Raw genomic sequence first — 17,143 nt, 5'->3', positions numbered from 1 at the left:
ATGGATAGTGGGCAGTAGGAATTACACAAAATGCCTCGCGGGAATGCGAGGCATTTCGAATGCGTGAGGAGAGATTTTTTGCAAGAGGGCGACGCCCTCCCAAGCCTTTTACTTAGCGACGTTCACACGGTGGATCTTATTTCCCTTGACGGAGCGCATCATGTACGTGCCACGTGCGTAGCCCGCATTTTCGAGAGCCTGAGCCAAGCCAGCACCGTTCAAGTCCACGCGGCCAAGGTGCTTACCCGTAGCGCCGAATACGTTGTATGAATTTTCGGATTCAAACGATGTGAGACGAACTTTAGCAAGCCCCACCGTTTCATCGGAAAATTCAATCCAGTCGATGTCCATCCAGTCGCCAGTCACCGTAAAGCGGAGAATGTGTTCGCCTTCGGTCAGGCTCACCTTGGCTTCGACTGTATTGTATTCGTCATAGTTGTCTTCACCGGCGGTTGCTGCAGGCACGGCGATTTCTTCGGTAATGTCCTTCCCATCCATGGAGAGCTTGAAGCTCGAGGTGCTATTAGCAGAAGCCACAGAAGCGCTCATTGTGTAAGTACCCGTCTTGGCAACGTTCACGGTGTATTCAAGCCATTCGCCCGCCTGGTTATAGCCAACAATGACACCGGTAGCCTTCTTGTAAAGGTCCACGCCAGTACCCGGGCGGTAATCGGAATCGCCGTGGTTTTCTGTATCGCTTTCGTTGTAAGTGGTGTTGCCCTGACCCACGCCGTTCACATCGAAATCTTCCACTTCGATCTTACCCGGAATGTCAAGAGGCTTGCCCTTGAACGGTTCGCGCGGAACCGGCTTTAAAACCAAGCGGAGCAGTGCAGAACCATGAGCCGGGAGTTCAATAGAAACACTAGAGACCGGTCCCAAATCCTTCTTTTTCCAGGCATCGCGGACTTCTACTTCGCCCTCTACGCCAATGTCTTTAAAGTTGCATTCGACGGTCTGGGTAGAATTGTTATTGTTGAGAAGCGCCACGGCGATATCGCCATTTTTCAAAGGCTTGGTCCAAACCTGCTTGCCATTCTTGTCAGAAATGCGGTGGCCCTGAACGCCCAAGGAGTCCTGGTTAATGGCAATCATGTCCTTGTTCAGGTAGAGTTCCTTAGTCTCGTTGCTCATGTTGCGCACATCGGAACTGATCATGATGGGAGCAGCCATGATGGACCACATCGTCATCTGGGAGCGCTGTTCCTCGTAAGAGAGGCCTCTGTTACCTACTTCGAGCATGTCCGGGTCATTCCAGTGACCGGGCTTTGCAATCTGCCAATACTTGTTGTTCGCATCGATAATTTCGTAGACGCCGCGGTACCACGAAGTCGAAATCCATTCGGGACCAATGTCGAAAGTGGTGCGCCAGAGGTTAGCAATTTTCGGCATCCAGTCCTTGTATTCCCACATGCAAATGCTGAACACGATGTCGCGTCCGGAATTGCGGAGAGCGTTGGACATTGCAGTGTAATCTTTTTCCTGCGTTCTCGGATCCGAGTCGCAGTTATCGTACTTCCAGTAATCAACGCCCCATTCAGCGAGCTTCTTGGCGTCCTGAACTTCGTGGCCGTTGGAACCACTTTCGCTTTGCCAGTTGCTATTATAATGGTGGCAGGTGCGTTTGCCACGGTCGCCGTAAAGGCCGAACTTCAGGCCCTTCTTATGCACGTAATCAGCAATGGCCTTCATGCCACTCGGGAAAGTCTTCGGGTTGTTCTGGAGGTTGCCCTGGGCATCGCGCTTGGTGTCCATCCAGTTATCGTCCAGATTAAGGAACACATAGCCCGCATCCTTCAGGCCGGAATTGACCATCGCGTCGGCAATTTCCTGAATCTGCTTTTCGTTGATGTTTTCGTGGAAAACGTTCCAGCTGTTCCACCCGAGCGGGGGCGTAAGCACCAAGCTATCCGGATGCGCAAAGGCCTGGGAAACCAATCCCGCTAAAGCCAAAGAAGCTAGCACTCCAAACTTGCGACCATTTTTCTTGTTCAAACCAAACATAAGCACTCCTGTATCCTAAGTATTAATCATCCCCAAACTAAAAATACCCCCTAAAAAGCCTAAAAAATCAACGTACGTAAACGATTCCCTTGACATATTATCCACGATGGATAATTAGTTATTATTTATTAGTCAAGAGTCATTGGTTTTTAGTGGTTAGTTATTGAGAGATGTAAAAAAAGAGCGCCCCCCGAAGGGGACTGCTCTTGGAGAGAGAACGAAACTTTTTAGCCTTTTACCGATCCACCGGCATCATGAACGAGCGTGTTTTGCTGCGCAAGATGTAGACGCCCTTGCCAAAGCCTGCGTTTTTCATCGTTTTTTGCATGTTCGGCACATCGTTTTCAATGATTTCAACAAAACCGAGGCGCTTGCCCGCAAGGCTATAAACATTGTACACTCCAGCGGTCGTTTTGAGACGGAGAGACGGAGCCAGCGCAATTGTTCCCGGATCGGGTTCCGCAATTTTCTTGAGCGTGACATTATCAAGCATGAGCGTGCCTGTCGAGGCGCCCGCATTGAAGCTCAAGCGGGAATCCTTGTCGGTGGCGGCGGTCATCTGGAACTGGAAGGAATACTTCTTGGATTCCGTGCCGATTTCAAAATTTTTCTTTTCGGTGAGGTAGCTTGCCCACGGATCCGTGTGCTGTTCCACATTCACTTCGAGCGTACGGGAGGCGCCGGCACTAGCATCAAAGCTCACTTCGTACCATTGGCCTTTTTCGAGATGCAAGTCATGCTGAATCACCTGCACCTGGTAATTTTCCGTGCCGATGGCAGAAATGTCAAGCTGATACTTGCCATTTTTCACATCGCCTGTTGCAGCAGCGCTACCGTGAGTCTGCAAAGTCCAAGCGACATCAGTCGAATCAAAGCCACCGTTGAAAATGCTGTCGCGGTCAGTCGGGACCTCAATCGGCGGCGCAAGCGTGGAACCGTCCAAGGAATAATTCTTCACGAAGTTCCAGATTTCGACGCTCGTATTGACACTGACAGCCTCATCCATGGAATACCAATGGCCCTTGCCAGCAATCGTGAGCAAACGGACTTCGACGTTATCCTTGCAGCCGCTCCAGACTTCGAGAGAGGCGGCAGAGCCCGACTTGTTTGTCGGATACGGCTTTGTGACCTTGGAACTCGAAGAGCACTTCTGCGCAGAGACCCAGCCCTTGAGGGTATTCACGGTGCTGTTGTAATTCACCACGTCATCACTCGTGCCGTGGGTATGCATAATCGGCATCGCGCGCTTGGGCGAGTTCACGCCACCGCCACCAGAAACCGGAGCAATGGCCGCAATCTGGTCGCCCATCTTGTTTGCCACATGGTAGCTCATCATGCCGCCCATCGAGAATCCCGAAACGTAAACGCGATTCTTGTCAATGCCGTACTTGTTGTACATTTCGTTAATGATGGCCTTGATAAAATTCAGGTCCTTGTCGCCAGAGATGTCCCAAGCCTTGTTCTGACCGTTCGGGAACACGACCACAAAACGTGCGGTATCGGCAATCGGCTCCCACTTGGCGGCATTCTGCTGATACGGAGCATCCTGATTCATGCCGTGCATTTGGATAATGAGCGGACGGCCCTTTTCGATGTTCTTCGGGGCATACACATTCATGGTACGGTTCGTGCCGTTCACATTAATGTTGTCTGCAAATGAAAATGTAGTGAGACTCGCCAATACGGCAAGAGAAAGGACGCAATGCGCCTTCTTAAAAATTTTACCAAACATACCTCTTACTCCTTGGGACACAAGGCCCAATTATCTGACTATAAGATATATTCGAGAGGGGGAGAGTGTCAGCGCAAGGCGTTATTTTTCATTGCGATTTGTCAAGGGAGGGGCGGCCTCTTGGTTGTTCTGGAAATGTGTAATAGGGGTGTTTGCAGAACAACCAAAACGACCAGGAAATGGATGTCCGTAAGCTTCGCTTCCGACATCCGCTTCCTGGTCTCGGGGGTGTTTACAGAACACAAAAAACGGCTAGAAAATGGATGCACATAAGCTGCGCTTCTGGCATCCGCTTTCTAGCCTTGGGGGTGTTGGAGGAACTATGAATAAACTGTGAGGATTACTTTGTTACGGAGAGGCGGAGGGTGGTGCCGGTGGTGAGGGACTTGACGACGTACACGCCGCTTTCCTTCACGAGGTTGTTCACCTTGCTACGTACATCGAAGTTGCTGGAAGCATCCACGCGGCCGACGAACTTACCGTTCAAGCCATAGACACCATAAGTCTGCACTCCCTGCACATTATAGCGAACGCCCTTTGTGATGCCAATCGTCTCTTCTGGATCCTTAGCATTCGCGCCCTTCACGAACGTAAAGTAGTCGATATCAAGCCAGGAACCTACAACCGTAAAGCGGAGCACATGTTCGCCCGCAGGGAGCTTCACATTGGCTTTCACCTTATTGTATTCATCGTAATTATCTTCGCCAGAACTTGCCGCCGGAACAGAGAGTTCTTCGGTAATGTCCTTGCCATCCAAGGAGAGCTTGAAGCTAGAGGTGGAACCCGCAGCAGCAACAGCTGCGAACATGGTGTAATCGCCTTCTTCCTTCACGTCCACGGTGTATTCGAGCCAGTCGCCTTCGCTGTTGTAGCCCACAATGACGCCGGTTGCCTTTTTGTAAAGGTCTACGCCAGTACCCTTGCGATAGTCACTATCGCCGTGATTTTCGGAATCGCCGTCATAGTAAGAGGAACCATCCTTGCCCTTGCCCGGCACGTCAAAGTTTTCTGCTTCAATCTTGCCCGGGATTGCATTGGCAGGGCAGTTTTCGCCTGCGGCACAGAAAGGAGTCTGCGGTACAGGTTCAGAACCGGCGCCATCGAGGTAAATCTCATCGTTTGCGTCTACACCGACCTTGAACCAGTCAAAGTCTGCATAGCCGCCGGCCTGCTTGGTTGCAAAGTTAAAGAGGCCCCAGCGCACTCCCACGAACATGTGGAGGTCGTAATTGAGCTTGACATCGTTGCCAATCTTTGTCCAAGTGTCGCCATCAGTGCTGTAATAGAAGTATGCGGTACCGCGGTCAATCGGCAGGTCAAAATCAATTCGCAGGTAAACCTTGGAACCCGAAATCGACTTGCTTTCCTTCTGGCTTTCGCCGTCCTTGTTTCCGGTGTACATCACCACCTTGTAGCTGCCGCTTTCCTTAGCCAGAGCCACAAAGCCCTTGTCATCCTGCAAAGCAACGAGGCCCGCCATGTCTCCATCCTTCATGCCCTTGCCGTCAACAAGCGTACGGCCAGAACTCTTAGGGCCAAAGGAACGCTGTGTCAAAGTGTTCTTTGCATTCACGACACGGCTATCCGTGCGGCCCGTGGTAATGCGGAAAAATCCCGGATTTGCAGACAAGCTCCAGTTTTTGTTATCGGGGTTATGGTTGAACTGCCATTCGAGAGCAAGTTCGCCAGATTCAAAATCGTCACTCGTGACCATGCCGTAGCCCGGGAGCGGAGATTCCGGCAAGTCAATCGTCGAGGGAGCCTTGGATCCGCTCGTCGGAACCGGCCAACCGTCTTTCCATTCCATCGGCACCAGGTGCGACATACGGCCAACCGGGCCAGAATCGCGGAACAAAAGCGCATACCACTTGCCATCGGGAGTATCGAAAATGCCACCCTGCGCAACACCGTTATCAGAGAGGAAAACTCTTCCTGTATATCCACTCAAGAGGTTCTTAGAACGGTAAACCACTTCGGTACGGCAGGAACCGTTCGGCCAAGAAATCGTGAACAGATAGTATTCGCCGTTTACCTTTTCCATGTGCGAGCCTTCCTGCTGCACGATATAGCCGCTCTTGCCGGTCGCCTGGTTCACGCTCACGCCGCCAAGCTTACCGCTACGGCCACCTGCCTTCACGCCGCTAGCATCATCGTTCAACTGCACGTAGCTAATCTGGTCACCACTGCCGTAGAACACCCACACGGTGCCATCGTCATCAAAGAACAAAGAAGGGTCATGGTAGAACGGGAGCTGCACTTCGGACCATGGGCCGTTTTCAACGTCGGCAGTTTTGTACAAATGAGTTTTGCCCGTCGTGTAAGACGGGGTCAGCACGTAGAAAAATCCCTTATGGTAGCGGATGCTTGATGCCCAGGAGCCCTTACCGTAGGCGTCCTTGCCGCCGTTCAAGTTCATGTTGTCATTATTGGTGAGAGTCTGGTAGGCATAGCCCACCGTGCGCCACTGGGCCAAATCGGTGCTCTTGAAAACGGGCACGCCCGGGGCAAAGTGCATGGTCGTCGTCACCATGTAGTAAGCGTCGTCAACGCGAACAATCGAGGGGTCCGGGCTATCGACATACATAATCGGGTTATTGACCGATACTGCAAAGCTATTCACAACGGCAAAACCCGCGACAACGGCGGCTGCTTTCGCCATTTTACTAAACAATCCCATAATCACTCCTTTTCCAACTTAACTGGACAAGTCTAACAATCTTAATCTACCCCATTTACATGGTTTTTACCCGCTATTGCGCACCCTTTTTATGGATTTTTTATCAATAGCGCGCCCTTTTGTAAAAATTCCTTTTCGCAATTTTCACAACGCTTTGTTTTTTTTCAAAAAACAATTTTGACAAAATAAAGCCTCCCCCATCTATATTTTGGATAGGTCTAGCGAATATCATGGGGGATTTGGTTGGACCGGGTGGATGAATAGAGTTTGGAATGTTTAACTATAAAAAGGAGTCGCTATGACCATGTTCAAATCCATGGCATTCGCAGGAACAGTAGCAGCACTCAGCTCTCTGTCTTTCGCTTGGAGCATCAACGGCACCGTGTCCACAAAAGCAGGACAGCCGCTTGAAGGCGTAAAAATCAGTTCCTTCAACTACGCAAATGTTGAAACGACCTCTGCCGCAGACGGCAAATTCAGCCTCGTCTACGACGAAGTGGGCTTGCAAGTCGTGCAGTCCGTCAAGGCTTCCGTCCAGTTCAACTACAACGTCATTACCATTTCGGGCATCAAAGCCCAGACCCTTACCGTTTCTGTCATGGACGCTCTTGGCAAGGTCGCCTTCTCCAAGACGCAGCACAATGTCAACGGTTCGGTCAGCCTTGATCTGAACAAGACAACGGCCAAGGGTGCAAAGTTCCTCCGCATCAACGCAGACGGCAACCGCGGCACCTACCAGCTCGGCAAGACTGTAACACTCCTCAAGGAAGGCGATCCGCTGCCGACCATCATGTTCGCCAAGGAAGGCTACAACAACTTCTCCTACACGATGAAGAGCTTCACAGAAGAAAACGTCCAAATTACGATGGAAAAGGCTTCTAGCAATCCGACATCCAGCAGCCAGATTGCCGCCTCCAGCTCTTCTGCAAAGCCGGAATCATCTAGCACCGTTGCCTCTTCTAGCAGCAAGGCTGACGATGTAATCATCAACTGCGCCGGCAAGACTTACCAGTCTGGCGACCACAAGATGTCCGTGAACGTCGATGGTAAGAATCGTACGTTCATCATGCACGTGCCGAGCGCCTACAAGGGCGACAAGCCGGTACCTCTCGTTGTGGACTACCATCCGGTTATGGGTAGCGGTCAGGGTCAGCTCAATGGCACGACCTACAAGGCTCAGACAGACCCCGAAGGCGTTATCTCTCTGTACCCCGATGGCACGAAGTCTGCTGACTCCAGAAAGATGGGTCCGGGTTGGAACGTTGGTCCTTGCTGCTCCGACGATGACGACGTGAAGTTCTCTCGCGAAATGATCAAGGCCGTTGAAGAAAAGGTTTGCATCGACAAGAAGCGCGTTTACGCAACCGGTTTCTCGATGGGTGGCGGTATGAGTAACCATGTGGCATGCTTCATGTCTGATGTGTACGCCGCAGTTGCTCCTGCAGGTATGGACTTGAACAAGACCAACAGCGCACAGTGCAATCCTGACCGTCCGATCTCCATCATCATGTTCCGCGGTACAAACGACAACGTCTGCCGTTACCAGGGTGGCGATAGCGGATTCAACGACGGCTTGAACTTCTTGGGTGCCGAAGGCAACTTCCAGTTCTGGGCACAAAAGAACGGCTGCACAGGCTCTCCGTCCAAGAACTCCAACGGTTGCAACGAATACTCCAACTGCAAGGACGGCACAAAGGTCGTGCTCTGCACCAAGCAGGGTGGCGGTCACGAACAGGGCGATGGCAAGATCGGTTGGCCGTTCCTGAAGTCCTTCACGTTGCCGTAATGAATTTGATTTCATAATTCATCCTATATACACCAAAATCGCTCCGAGTCCATCGGAGCGATTTTTTATTCTATGGATGGGGCAAAGCCCCAACCTCTTCGGCTCGGTCATGCCCAAACAAATTTGATCGCGACTCTTGCCTTTTGAGGTTGTCACTCACTCCGTTCGAGAATGACGAGAGTGCCGCGCATTCTCGATGACGAATGCAGACATGCGCGCCAAGCATACTGATACTATACAAAAAGAGTCCCGGCATTCGCCGGAACCCTTAATAGGAGTCACACTAAATTTTCTCGTGTATTCAATCTACAAATTACCCATACATGAGACCAAGCGCTACAGCAACGACAAAGAAAAAAGCAATCTGCTTTACGACGGCCAACTCGTTTTTATTCATGTATCACCACCTTTTTCGTTAGAGATTTATCTCCGTTCTTGCGGACAAAGAACACGCCCCTTGCCTGCTTGCGGAGCTTTGCGTTTTCCCTCACTAGATTCATTGCTTCGTTCATGCCCTTTGCGGTAAACGAACTCAGCTTAATGCCCTGCATATCGAACACGCTATAGTTGCTTTCGGCTTCAGTCATGCTAAGGCGGATATTCTTAAGTCCGATAGGCGGCTGGGCGCTTATTTCCTTGAATTCAACATAGTCGATATCAATCCAGTCATTGGTAATTTCGAGCTTGAGTTCATGTTCGCCCTTGGTGAGCGTAGCCTTGCCACCACTTACCGTTGTGAAGTTGTCAAAGCCCTTGCCTTCGTTTGCAATTTCCGTACCGATCCGCTTGTCATCCATGTAAAGGACTAAGCTGCCTGTACCGTTATCGCCAGCGACGTTGGCAGAAATTTCGTAATCGCCATCAGCAGCGACATTCACGGTGTACTTAAGCCATTCTGTCGCTTGGCAGTGACCGACGACAATACCCATGTTAGGCTGGTAAATGTCAACATCGTTTTTACGAAGCTTGCCGCCCTCGTTGCCCTTGCTCAGGTCCATATAAGCCTTGTCGGCGCCGCCCTTGTTGTAGTTTTCAGCCTGCACCTTGCCCGGAATGGCAATGGCTTCGGTGTACGGGCCGTATTCCTCAGGCGGTTCGTCGGACACTGTAGACTTGCTTGGATCCACCAAGTCAACAGCCGGAGCATCCGGGTCGATAGTCTTGTCGATAAGCTTGAGCATTTCATGGACATAACGGCGGCCAAGCTCAATCACGCCTTCACGGCCAAAGTGATAAGGGTCCTTGCCGTTTCCCTTGAGGCCCTTGGAAGAAGCGAGACCGAACTTCTTGAAGTTATTCTTGAGTTCGGCGATGCCGCCATTCTTGCTTCCGCAGCAGTTATTGCCTTCCTGGAGGAGTTCGCCAGCCACAAACGGGACTTCGTTTTCGTCCAGACCAAGAGCGTCAATCACGTCCTTGTAAGTCTTGTAAACCGTCTTGCGCCAGTTGGCGTCCGTGCCGTCACTTTCGCCCTGATGGAAAATGAAGCCCTTGATGACACCGACTTCCTTGGCCTTCTTGGCAAGTTCCAGGATGCGTCCCGGAGGGTTGTTGTCGTAATCCTTGGGCCAGCCCCAGTTCATGATGTCCTTGCCATCGCCCCTGAAATAAGCTTCGTACTGATCCTTGTCGAAGGCGCGGATGCTCACAGCACCGATCGCCACCGGGATGATACCCACAGTCACGCCCGGCAAGGAATCCACCATCGCGCGGCCAAAGTAGTCTGCCGGGGAGAGGTTTTCGAACGCATGGAACATCGGCGGGATTGCCGGGTACCATTCGCCCGTCTTGATAGACTGATTCGTCTTGCCGCTACGTTGGCTTGCATTTGCATTGTGCGAAGCAAGCATGATAAAGTTCTTGGGCGGATTTGCCTGGTCCTCGGACGGTACGATATCGCCGTTACCCGCCATGTTGGACTGCCCGTAAGCAATGTAGATATGGAAGTTCGGGTTCGGAGCCGCATTCGCCCCCACCGCAAACATAGAAAGCCCAGCAGCAACACCTGCATAGGCCAGGATTTTTTTCAATTCTCTTTCCACGCTCATTTTTATATCCCTTAATCCAAAATTTCTATAAAGAATCTACCCTAAAAAAGTCGTTTTGTAGCACAGCAGGGCTCCATATAATATGGACGTTTTGTCAATGATTTGCGAAATTCGCTCAAAAACCGCATTTTGTAAAAAAAAGAGTCCTAGCATCCGCCAGGACCCTTCATGGAGTCTAGAATTATTCGAAAACGACAACCTTCTTGCTCATGAGCTTTGTGCCTTCCTTGCGGACAAAGAACACGCCCTTAGCCTGCTTGCGGAGCTTGGCATCCGTCTTGACGAGGTTCATAGCATCGGCCATTCTCTTCGCGGTAAACGTCCCGAGCTTTTGGCCCTGCATGCTGTACACGCTAAAGTTGCTTTCGGCTTCGGTCACGTCGAGGCGGATCTTCGAAAGACCGATCGTTTCCTTAGCATCGGTAAACTGGATCCAGTCGATATTCACGTAGTTGGCGGTGATTTCGAGCTTGAGCACGTGCTTACCGGCCGTGAGCTTGACACCTTCCTTGACTGTAATCGTCTTATAGGTATCCCAAGAATTATCGGCAGTCTGCGGCACGGAGACTTCATCGCCAATCGCCTTGTCATCCATGTAGAGCTTGAACGCAGAAGTGGAATTGCCTGCGGCCACGCTAGCTTCGACGTTGTATTCGCCATCGGCCTTGACTTCGACCGTGTATTCGAGCCATTCGCCAGTCTGCGTGTAACCAAGAGCGACGCCATCGGCTGTCTTGTACAGGTCTACACCCGTATCCTTGCGGTAATCGCTATCGCCATGGTTTTCGGAATCTTCGTCACTGTAAGAGGCGTTACTCGTACCGTCTTCGTTCTTGCCGATACCCGGCTTGTCAAAATCTTCGACTTCGACCTTGCCCGGAATAGCAATCGGAGCACCCTTGAACGGTTCCTGCGGGACAGGGTCAACAGGCGCCACGTTGATGAGCTTGAGCATTTGCTGGGCATAACGCTCACCCATGCCGCGGTAGCCTTCTACGGTAAAGTGGAGGCCGTCACCTTTACTGCCGTAGCCCTTGGAGCTTGCCACGCCAAAATTCGCAATGTACTTGGAAAGCCCACGCACACGACTGCTAAAGCCCGCGCAAGAACCACCATCGACCATTTCGCCAGCGACAAACGGAGTTTCTTCGGCATTCAGGCCAAGCTGCTTGAGCATGTATTCGTAAGTCTTCTTGACAATCTGCTCCCAGTTGCTCATGCCGCCATCGGTTTCACCCTGGTGGAAGATGATTCCCTTGATGACGCCCTTTTCCTGAGCCTTCTTGGCGACTTCAATAATGCGGCCCATGGCATTGCCATCGTCACCGTAAGCCTTGGCTCCGTTCTTCAGCCAGCTTTCCGCAGAATTGAGGTAATTCTTGTAATCGTCCGGGTCAAACAAGCGGATACTCGTACCGCCCTGAGCCACCGGAATAATGCCAATCGTCACGTTCGGCAAGGAATCTGCCATGTGGCGGCCAAACCAGTCAGCGACAGAAAGGCCTTCACCGCACTTGAACATTGGCGGCACTGCCGGGTACATTTCACCGACCGTAGGGCGGCCAAGACTCGGGCAAGACGTTGTTGCAAACATTTTCACGCGAGGATGTTCCTTCTTATCGACATCCGTAAAGTTCCTCGCGTTGCCTTCCATGTTCGACTGCCCATAGGCAATGTAAATATGGAAGTTCGGGTCCGGAGCCGCATTTGCACCCGTTACCGCAAACATAGAGAGGCCAGCAGCAACACCTGCAATGCCCATCAGCTTTTTGAAGCTCATTTCCACACTCATATCTATCTCCCTTTTAACAAACTCTTAAAAAAACAGGAGCCAATTGCTCGGCTCCCGTTTTTAGGAATATGAAATTATTTAGCCACAGAAATGCGGTAGGATTTGCCACCCAGCGACTTCACAAAGTAAATGCCATTCTGACGCACCACGCTCTTGGTCATGCGCTGGACATCGGCCTTGGTCGTAGCGAGGAACTTGCCCACGAGCACGCCGTTCACGTCGAAGACACTGTAATTTTCGGCTTCGGTCGGCAAGCGGAAATTAGCACTGCGCAAACCAATCGTCTTATCGTCCGGATCGGCGGCATCCTTGCCCTTTGCAAAGTTGAAGTAGTCGATATCGAACCAGGAACCCGTCACCGTCATGCGGAGAATATGTTCGCCAGCCGGGAGCGTTACGTTGGCCTTGACCTTCACAAAGTCATCGAAGCTCGTTCCCGAAAGTGCGACATTTTCTACAAGAGTTTTTCCATCCAAGGAGAGCGAGAAACCAGACGTCGAATTACTCGTAGCGACAGAAGCAAACATTGTGTAATCACCGGCTTCCTTCACATTCACAGAGTATTCGAGCCATTCGCCTTCTTCGTTATAGCCGACCACATAGCCCGTAGCCTTCTTGTAAATGTCAACGCCCGTACCTTCGCGGTAGTTGGTTTCGCCACGGTCTTCGGAATCGTTTTCGCTATAAGACTTGTTGCCCTTGCCCGTACCCGGGATGTCGAAGTTTTCGGCTTCAATCTTGCCCGGAATTTCAGCGACCTTGCCACCAAACGGTTCACGAGGAACAGGGTCCGCCGGAGTGCCAACGCCCACGAGCGTCACAATGCAGTCCTTGTTGCTTGCATTACCAGCATCCATCGTAATCGTCACGGAGCCATTCTTGACCTCGACTTCGCCTTCATCCTTGGCGTTCTTTGCTTCGCTGGTGGTGTACATGTGGAAGGTCTGAACATCGGCGCCTTGCACCTTCACGGTTACAGTCTTGCTATTCTTATAGTCGCGGTTCACGAGCACCACAATCACGGAGTCGCCATCGGCACTCTTGTAAGCACTTGCAAAGACTTCCTTTTCGGGATTTGCCGTTGCACCCACGCGGACCGCACCCGGGCGGACAAAGCGTGCGAACTGGCTCAGCACATAGCCGCGCTTCGAGACCTTGCCGATTTCGTTCTGCGGAATCTGGAGCTTGTTGCCAAAGTCCTTTTCCATAATCAAGCCATAGCAGCGACGGATGTACCACCAGGTGTACTGATTGAAGTTGCCCACGACCATGGCGCGGTGAATTTCGTAAGCCACATCCATGGCGTTCACAGTATCGCGCTTGTTCTGGTTCGCCTGGTCACCCGTATTCGTAATCGTGCGCCAGTAGTTACCGCTTCCCTGGCTTTCGGTGTAGTGTTCCGTCATCCAGCGTTCGACTTTTTTCTGGTCAGCAAGGCTGTACTGGAAGAAGTTGTCCCCAGTCCTTCGGTCACTCGCGTAAAAATGCGCGCCGAGAATGTCCCAGTTCTTGAGGGCATTGGCATCGTTCAAGACCTTATTGTAGAGGTTCTTGTCATAACGGAAGGATTCTGTAGAAATCACCTTCGCGCCATTCTTGCGCATCTTGTCGGCATAGCCCTTGGTGAAGTTGTAGATTTCGTCGGCACTCCAGCAGGCCCATTCACCGCACCAGTCCGGTTCGTTACTGATGGAGATAGCATACAGGGGAACGCCCTGATTCTTCATGTAATCGTTAAAGCTATTCAGGTGGTCCACATACTTCTGGTAATTCGAAGAAGCCATGTGCTGGTTCGCCCCTGCGTACGGCGATGTCCACGGAGTCGCATAAAGGATAAAGTCATCGCCGGCGTACTTTTTGGCATACTTTGCAGCCTGAACTTCCTTATTGAAGTCGTTAGAACTTGCATACACCGGAATACGGAGCGTGTTGAGGCCGATTGTGCCATCGCCCGTACCAAAAGCGATCTTCGCATCGGCTTCGGAAAGGCCTCCACCGCCCTGCCACTGGTTATGCACCATGCCGCCGAAACCGCGAATGACCTGATGTTCTTCAGTCACGTCAACATTGACCGTCGAGGCAAGCGAGGGAATTGCCAAAACCAAACCAAACGAGGCAATTTTCAGGACATCACCCATACACTTCATAAAAATCTCCCATAGTTATCCCATGCCCTTTGCATGAGGGTACATTCTAAATTTATATCCCAGGGTCAAAAACCGCCCGAAACGCAGAAAATTTTCCATTGACACTTTGGTAATGCGTAGGTCGAGAGCCGCAACCGTAAATACAACAAATGCGTAGGCCGAGCGTCGCGGATGCACACAGTTGCGTAAGGCGAGTGATGCAGGATTGCTCGCAAGCCTATATCCGAGCCTAGCAACTGGCATTTGCACATAGTGCAAATGCAAACACCTCGGGACATTCATCCCGAGGTGAAATGGCACCATTCAGCGCCATTAGGGTGTGTGGTTTAGGAGGATCTTTTGGGGAATTTTGGGAAAATGCTAAAGCGAACCGTTTTAAGCGCTCATGCAACATCCCATAATACCCTTTGCAAAACTGCAAAACTTTCCACCTAAGAATTTAGGTTTACTTCCACCCAAAAACACACTTTCCCCAATTTTTATCATTGACATTTTGGTAACGAGATGTAACGAAAAAAGAGAAGCACGTGTGCTTCTCTTTTTGTCATGCCCGCCTTCGCGGGCGTCTCCCTCATAAGGAATTATCTTGCGACAGATGTCATGAAGGTCTTGTGACCGTCAACGCTCTTGAGCATGTAAACGCCCTTGGTGAATCCTGCACTCTGAAGAGCTTCGCCAGCCTTCTTTCCGGCGAGGTCCACAATGCCAAGCAGCTTACCGCTCACGCCATACACGCGGTAGACGCGAGAAGCATTCGCCTGGAACTTCACAGAGGGCTTGATGCCAACCTTTTCCACATCGCCAAACGAGAACCAGTCCACGTTCACGTTGTTGCCCGTGATCACGAGACGGATAATGTGTTCGCCCTTGGTGAGCTTCGCCTTGCCACCTTCAAATTCTTTATAGACGCTCCAGTCTTCGCCGGTCTGCGGGACCTTGACAGTATCGCCAACGGCCTTGCCATCAACCAAGAAGCAGAAGCTCGCGCCATTTTCCATCCCGGTAGAAGCCGAGGCCACAATAGCATAGTCGCCATCTTCCGGGACCACAACGGAGTATTCGAGCCATTCGCCAGAAGCCGTGTAGCCAACCGCCTTGCCCGTACCGCCAAGCACAATGTCCACGCCCAGGTCTGTGCGGAATTCTGCATCGCCCTGGTTTTCGGAATCGGCGTCGCTGTAAGAATCGACATCGCCACCGCGGCCAACGCCCGGAATGTCAAAGTGTTCCGCTTCAATCTTAGCCGGGAGCGTCACAGCCTTTTCGCCATACGGCTTCTGCGGTTCGGGAGGAGTCGTGCCACTGCCTTCAAAGCCCCAAGCCTTGATCGCCATCGTAGAATCCTTGGAACCCTTGAACACAAAGAACAGCTGTTCGACAATGCCCTTGAGACCTTCGACTTCGCAAGAGTTATCGGCGAAAGTATTCTTGCTGCCGGTATTCTTGAGCGAGCAAGTGCCCGCAAGCGTTCCCGTTGCAGAACCCGTGCGGATTTCAATCTTGTTGCCATCATCCGTGCTTGCGGCCTGAACCGTCAAGCCCGTCGCCGCCGTGCCAAAGTCCACACCCGAAACGCGGATCCATGATTCCTTCGTGGAAAGCGGGAGCAAAAGGTGTTCAGCAACCTTGCCCGGGGCCCAGTTCGAACGGCTGCGGATGCCCTTCTGCTTGGAACTCGTGAGAGCCGGGTACCAGTCATACGGATCGAAGTTTTCAATCTGCTTCGGGCCTTCCTTCGTGAAGGTCAGTTCCTTCATCGTGCCGTCGGAATTGTAAGTAAATTCATCGACCGAAACGCTGCGGTGGAATGCCGGCACCGGATTCGGGCGACCGTCGTCAGCAGGAATCTTTTCCAAACCATCATAGCCGTTTGCAATGCGGCGGTCATGGTAAGCCACGTACCAGTGGCCCTTGAATTCGGCAATGCCATGATGGTTGTTGTTATTGGCGTTGATGTTCTGGCCATTAATGTTTGGGTTCCCCATGAAGATACCCTTGTATTCGTAAGGACCCATCGGGTTCTTGGACATGCCGTAAGCAATGCGCAAGTCAGCCGTACTGTAAGAGAGATAGTAATTACCCTTATACTTGTGGATGTAAGAAGCTTCCATCGCCTTCGGACCGCCGATTTTCAGCTGGGTCTTGGAACTCACATCGAAGCCCTTCATATCCTTGTTAAACTTGTATATATTGAAAATGTTATTGTTGTTATTCGCTGCCGGGCGGCTATTGCTTTCGCCACCGCCAAACGTAAAGTAACCCGTACCATCGTCATCGAAGAAGATTGCCGGGTCAAAGCACCAGCCAATGCCATCACAGTCCGCAAGGCCGCCACCCCAGTTGTTGATGAGCTTCTTGTTGCCAGAGACTGGGTTTGTCCACGGCCCCGCAATGCTGTCAGCGCCAATGAGGCCGATACCGCCACCACCGCCATCCGGGAACACAATGTAAAGTCTGTGGTCGTTGGGATTTACCGCAATACCGGAGGCCCAAATATCACCAATGCCATCGACCTTGCGGGCATCGTAAATGATACCGAAGTCGGTCCAGTTTTTCATATCCTTGGTGCGAAAACCGTAAAGAGCCTTGATATCGTAGCCGTTGGCGTTAGCCACAGCCGGGTCGTCCGAGTCCGTGATGACGTAAAAATAAGTGCCGTCAGAAGCAGCACCCGGGTCGGCCAAGTAATGATAAGCCGAAATCGGGTTATCGGCAAGCGCGCCCACACCAAAACCGGCGAGCAAGCCTGCCATCGTTAAACGTTTCAGTAATCTCATTGTTCACTCCTTGGGATCGACCAAACACACCGCCATCCCGTTTTTTATAAAACTATCCACAAACAAGCAAAAAGACCCACGGAAAACCGCAGGTCTCATGGACAAAAAGTCAATAGATTAGTTGGAAGTAGACAGTAAGATGTCCGAAGTTGATCGTTCACTGAGCCAAGCCTCCCAAAT

8 protein-coding genes are annotated in these 17,143 nt (G+C 51.5%); 1 reads left to right on the top strand and 7 read right to left on the bottom strand.

The window, feature by feature from the left end; all coding sequences use genetic code 11:
- Positions 1-108 precede the first annotated feature (108 nt).
- The 3 genes from B7990_RS08950 to B7990_RS08940 all read right to left on the bottom strand — a co-directional run bounded on the left by B7990_RS08950 (position 109) and on the right by B7990_RS08940 (position 6,413).
- Positions 109-2,004, bottom strand: coding sequence for a carbohydrate-binding protein (locus B7990_RS08950; RefSeq protein WP_088640629.1), 1,896 nt, complete (start codon positions 2,002-2,004; stop codon positions 109-111).
- Between the two features lie 235 nt (positions 2,005-2,239).
- Entirely contained in the window at positions 2,240-3,736 is a 1,497-nt protein-coding gene (locus tag B7990_RS08945) for a carbohydrate binding domain-containing protein (protein ID WP_088640628.1), read from the bottom strand.
- A 340-nt stretch (positions 3,737-4,076) separates the two neighbouring features.
- Entirely contained in the window at positions 4,077-6,413 is a 2,337-nt protein-coding gene (locus B7990_RS08940; RefSeq protein WP_088640627.1) for a family 43 glycosylhydrolase, read from the bottom strand.
- Positions 6,414-6,711: 298 nt separating this feature from the next.
- Between B7990_RS08940 and B7990_RS08935 the strand changes: the two genes are divergently transcribed.
- Positions 6,712-8,199 carry a PHB depolymerase family esterase gene (locus tag B7990_RS08935; protein ID WP_088640626.1) on the top strand — a complete coding sequence of 496 codons (1,488 nt, stop codon included), beginning with the start codon at positions 6,712-6,714 and terminating at the stop codon, positions 8,197-8,199.
- 389 nt (positions 8,200-8,588) lie between these two features.
- On the opposite strand, the gene B7990_RS08930 is transcribed toward B7990_RS08935, so the two are convergent.
- The 4 genes from B7990_RS08930 to B7990_RS08915 form a co-directional block, all read right to left on the bottom strand.
- Positions 8,589-10,247: a sialate O-acetylesterase gene (locus B7990_RS08930; protein ID WP_088640625.1), complete on the bottom strand. Its 1,659-nt coding sequence runs from the start codon at positions 10,245-10,247 to the stop codon at positions 8,589-8,591.
- Between the two features lie 181 nt (positions 10,248-10,428).
- Positions 10,429-12,039, bottom strand: coding sequence for a sialate O-acetylesterase (locus B7990_RS08925; protein WP_088640624.1), 1,611 nt, complete (start codon positions 12,037-12,039; stop codon positions 10,429-10,431).
- 74 nt (positions 12,040-12,113) lie between these two features.
- Positions 12,114-14,186 (bottom strand): carbohydrate-binding protein, encoded by a 2,073-nt coding sequence (locus B7990_RS08920; RefSeq protein ID WP_088640623.1) that lies wholly within the window; start codon positions 14,184-14,186, stop codon positions 12,114-12,116.
- Between the two features lie 581 nt (positions 14,187-14,767).
- Positions 14,768-16,963 (bottom strand): carbohydrate-binding protein, encoded by a 2,196-nt coding sequence (locus B7990_RS08915; RefSeq protein WP_088640622.1) that lies wholly within the window; start codon positions 16,961-16,963, stop codon positions 14,768-14,770.
- Between the last annotated feature and the right edge of the window lie 180 nt (positions 16,964-17,143).

The sequence above is a fragment of the Fibrobacter sp. UWB4 genome, from assembly GCF_002210345.1.
GTDB lineage: Bacteria > Fibrobacterota > Fibrobacteria > Fibrobacterales > Fibrobacteraceae > Fibrobacter.
The sequence above is the reverse complement of the archived record's forward strand: the minus strand, read 5'-3'. Positions and strand labels throughout refer to the sequence as shown.